The sequence below is a fragment of the Arthrobacter sp. CAN_A214 genome (assembly GCF_015751955.1).
Lineage (GTDB): Bacteria > Actinomycetota > Actinomycetes > Actinomycetales > Micrococcaceae > Arthrobacter_D.
This window is the reverse complement of sequence record NZ_JADOUU010000074.1, coordinates 1-2,620: the sequence shown is the minus strand read 5'-3', so window position 1 is coordinate 2,620 and position 2,620 is coordinate 1. Positions and strand designations below refer to the sequence as shown.

The 2,620-nt window shown below is 60.5% G+C and carries 3 protein-coding genes; 1 reads left to right on the top strand and 2 read right to left on the bottom strand.

Annotated elements, in window-relative coordinates; translation table 11 throughout:
* Window positions 1–840 precede the first annotated feature (840 nt).
* A complete protein-coding gene (locus IWX65_RS17385) occupies window positions 841–1,209 on the bottom strand; it encodes a hypothetical protein (protein WP_196884807.1) in 369 nt (122 codons plus the stop codon).
* A 494-nt stretch (window positions 1,210–1,703) separates the two neighbouring features.
* Here IWX65_RS17385 and IWX65_RS17380 point away from each other — a divergent pair, with 494 nt between their 5' ends.
* Window positions 1,704–2,066 carry a hypothetical protein gene (locus IWX65_RS17380; RefSeq protein ID WP_196884806.1) on the top strand — a complete coding sequence of 121 codons (363 nt, stop codon included), beginning with the start codon at window positions 1,704–1,706 and terminating at the stop codon, window positions 2,064–2,066.
* Window positions 2,067–2,344: 278 nt separating this feature from the next.
* On the opposite strand, the gene IWX65_RS17375 is transcribed toward IWX65_RS17380, so the two are convergent.
* Window positions 2,345–2,527: a hypothetical protein gene (locus IWX65_RS17375; protein ID WP_196884805.1), complete on the bottom strand. Its 183-nt coding sequence runs from the start codon at window positions 2,525–2,527 to the stop codon at window positions 2,345–2,347.
* Window positions 2,528–2,620: the final 93 nt, after the last annotated feature.

The following is a 2,620-nucleotide window of genomic DNA, read 5'->3' as shown; positions in this document are numbered from 1 at the left end:
GAATGCCCGCGTGTTCGCCGAACACCCTTGACATCCAACCCGTTCTCGGGCAGATAGAAGCCTAGTACCGTTACGCTATCCGTTCAACCTTGGTTTACCCGCTAGTAACGAGCTGTTCACCGAAACACGAACCGCGGCGCCCACAGCGTAGGCGCCGCGGCCCGGCGTAACGTCCCGGGACGGGAGTACCGCAGCCACTGTTGACTGAACGTGACTACTCCATAGCCGGTAAGGAGCGTGTTCGGAAGGGCACCATGACGCTCGGATCGCCGAGCTGTGACAAAGGACTGGCGCCTCCTCACCAATAAGGAACCCCCGACCGCCGCTCGATGGACGATTTCGAGCTGGATCCCCATGATGCAGGGCTGAGCCGCCGATGTCCTGCGGACTACCGATGAAGCAGAACGGACGAGCCCGCCCGCGCAAGTACTCCCTGCCGCTTCTGGGATGCAGCAAGGGAAGATGCTTGACTACGACTTTTCAGCAGTATTTTCAGCAGTAGGTTCCTCGTGATCGAAGGCGATTCGCAGTTCGCTCCTGAAAGCCTGTGCCTCGAGAGCCCGCGCTCCACAGTTCGTCGGGGCTCGGCCCTTGGGGCCACACCCGGATGGCGCGGTAGTGGTAGCCGTCCTGCTGGACTATCCCTAGTGCCGCCATAGGGAGACCATATAGAGCCGGATCGGTACGGAGGTATGCTCCCACAACGCGCCGACGCGGGATTCGTTCGGAACAACAATTCCCACCGCATCGGACCGGCTCCTGCTATTCAAGAGGTGACGGCCTCGCTCGCGGAAGAACGGCAATCGATACTGCGCTGAGTGCGGAGATGAAACCCGTTTCCTAGATCAGGTTCAGTTCAACACCAGCCGGCCGTGTCGACACCGCTTCGATGCCGGCGCTGGTGAGGCGAATGGTGTCCGCATCACTTTCGGCGGACCGCAGGGCTTCTTCGACGTGAATGGAAAGGACCGCCACCGAGGCAGCTGCAACGGACCAGCTGGGCCACATGGCTGCGCGGGTCTCCTCGTCGATCACGATTCCGCCGTGGATTTCTGCCTCGGTCTGCTCGAACTCGAACTTCCGGCCGGAAAGCTGAATCAAGGTGACGCGCGTGTCGGGTCCCGAGCCGGTGAACACAATGGACCCGAGGTGTCCCAGGCCGGTTTTGAGCATCGCCCGAAACCAGCCGTCTTCAAAGTCAGGCGCCATGGCCCCAACCCCTTTCATAGTTGATCGCACGATTCTATGGGCGGCTGATCGGGTATTGACCTGCTCTTCGTATGAACATTGGATGACGATTTGTCCGGCATCTGAGCGGGCCTTCCCACCCCTTCCCGGGCTCTCGAACCGATTTTTCAGACCGCCGGCAGGCAGGACGCCGTATGCACGTCGCACGTGTGCATGGCGACGGACTCGGGAGCAGGGCGGGTTCACGCGCACCTTGGCGGGGAGTTCGTTGTCCGGTTGCCGGGCGAAGGCCTCGATCGCCAGCTCCAGGACGTGCGCGTGTGATTCCCGTGATGACGAAGCGCGCAGCCGGTGATCAGCACCCGCGGCGATGCAGTGGCTACATGAGGTCCGTGGTCATCGACTTCCTTTGTCGATCAGGATCACCGTTCCCCTTCATCTGTTCGGCATGGAGCCTCGCCGTGTTCGTACGCCGTTAGGATGAGGTGTCCTATCTGCCTGATCAAGGGGCCCTTTTGAAGAAATCACTGCTCGCCGTTGTCCTGCTTCTCGCCCTCACTGGTTGCGGCGCACAGCCACTGACGACGGAGAATTTACTGACCGAGCAGCTATCCTCAGAGGACACCTGCTCGGAGATTGACAGCATTCTCTCTGCTACGGGCGGCGAGTCCGGGCGTGAAGAGCGGTTCCTGACCGCGTCCGACCAACTTGGCGAACTCTCGGAAAGGGCGTCGGACCCGCTGGAGGATGAGCTTGAGGTGTTGTCGGAGATCCTCGAAGAACGGGTGGAAGACGCCGAGGCGCTTGAGCAGGATTCCGAGCGCCTGGCCGAATTGGACGAAGCGGTCGTAACCGTGGAAGAGGTCTGCCGGTTCTAGCGTCCAGAATTGGGGAACACCGGCGCTCTGATGACCGGCGGAGCTTCCAGCGGTTCTCGTACGGAGGTTCTTCTGCTGAGCTATTAGTCAGGTATGGCAGGTGTACCTGGGCTCAGCCCTCTCCTACTGGTGAATTCGTGGACGCAACGACCTCTCGGGAGGTTAGTAGCACCAGAACTTGTAGGAGCATGCACTGCTCAGCGGAAGATTGTAGTGGTCCAACTGTCACGTATCGGAGGTCCTGGAGCGGGATCGGGGACCGCAAGGCTTCCCAGGAGTTAAGGCGTTCCTCGGTGGGTGATTCCGGCACGGCCGCTTCGGGTGATGAGCTCGTCAAGCAGATCGGTGAGGCGTTTGTCTTGGGGCGGTCTTTCCCGCCTCGCTGTGCGCAGGGCCGCTACCGAGTTGTCTGCTCCGTGCTCCCAATCCGCGTCGAAGAATCCGCCGTTGCGCTCAACCATCCTTGGGTTCTTGCGGTGATTGCAACACTTAGCGAATGGGTGTTGATATGGCGGGCTACTCCATCTTCATAAGATCGGATCTGCTGCAGGTGT

What these genes read in the sequence shown, in the direction of transcription:
- IWX65_RS17375 (WP_196884805.1), bottom strand. Translation starts at nt 2,527, where the DNA reads ATGGTTGAGCGCAACGGCGGATTCTTCGACGCGGATTGGGAGCACGGA.
- IWX65_RS17385 (WP_196884807.1), bottom strand. Translation starts at nt 1,209, where the DNA reads ATGGCGCCTGACTTTGAAGACGGCTGGTTTCGGGCGATGCTCAAAACC.